Source organism: Sulfitobacter sp. M85, from assembly GCF_029285915.1.
GTDB lineage: Bacteria > Pseudomonadota > Alphaproteobacteria > Rhodobacterales > Rhodobacteraceae > Sulfitobacter > Sulfitobacter faviae.
This window is the reverse complement of record NZ_JABECQ010000030.1, coordinates 1-1,129: the sequence shown is the minus strand read 5'-3', so window position 1 is coordinate 1,129 and position 1,129 is coordinate 1. Positions and strand designations below refer to the sequence as shown.

The window sequence follows — 1,129 nt, the reverse complement described above, 5'->3', positions numbered from 1 at the left end:
CCAGGGGCCACGCCGGTGAATGACCTCTGCTTTGAACAGGCCGTTGATCGTTTCTGCCAGAGCGTTGTCATAGGAGTCCCCAACGCTGCCGACAGACGGGGCGATCTGCGCCTCGGCCAGTCGTTCGGTGTACTTAATCGACAGATATTGCGACCCGCGATCCGAGTGATGCACCAACTGGCCCTGAGCTGGTCCGCGTTGATGGATGGCTTGCTCCAAAGCATCGAGAACAAACCCGGCAGTAGCCGTGCGGCTCACGCGCCATCCAACGATACGACGGGCAAAGACGTCGATGACGAAGGCCACATACACAAACCCCTGCCACGTCGCGACATAGGTGAAGTCGCTGACCCAGAGTACGTTTGGCGCTGGCGCGTGGAACTGGCGGTTCACCTTGTCCAATGGACAGGGCAACGCCTTGTCAGGGATCGTTGTCGTCGGCTTTTTGCCACGCACTACGCCCTCAAGGTCTAAATCCTTCATTAGCCGTGCAACCGTACAGCGTGCGATATCAAAGCCTTCTCGGCGCATTTGATGCCAGATCTTGCGAACGCCGTAGACGCTGAGGTTTTCCTCAAAGACACGTTCGATCTCAGGCTTCAGGTCTTCGTCACGCTTGGCGCGATCCGACAGAAGATCAGGGTTCGCCCGCTTGGCCAAGTGGTCATAGAACGTGGCTGGGGCAATCGGCAGGACGCGGCAGATTGGCTCGACCCCATGATCCGCGCGGTGATCTTCTATGAGCCGGATCATCGTTTGAATGGGCGGTCGAGCTCCGCCTGGGCAAAATATGCGGATGCCTTACGAAGGATCTCGTTGGCCTGCTTCAGTTCGCGCACTTCGCGTTCCAGAGCCTTCATCTTCTCGGCCTGTTCGGTCGTGATACCGCCGCGCTGGCCGGTATCAACCTCAACCTTCTTGACCCATTCATTCAGCGTTTGCGGCGCGCAGCCTATCTTCGATGAGATCGACACAATCGCCGCCCAGCGACTTTCATGCTGCCCGGTGCCATCCATTACCATCCGCACGGCGCGCTCGCGCACTTCTGGTGAATACTTGTTCGTTGTCTTTGTCATGATGCTCCATCCTACTCATGAGTTGGAGCCTCCGACAAACCCGGCGCGGTTCA

1 pseudogene and 1 other annotated feature are annotated in these 1,129 nt (G+C 58.0%); the pseudogene reads right to left on the bottom strand.

From position 1 onward, the window contains the following. Nucleotides 1-1,076 (bottom strand): annotated as a pseudogene (locus HKX24_RS17600) (IS3 family transposase); the annotation flags it as partial. Then, nucleotides 679-795 (bottom strand) — a sequence feature (AL1L pseudoknot). (Overlaps the previous pseudogene by 117 nt.) Nucleotides 1,077-1,129 lie beyond the last annotated feature (53 nt).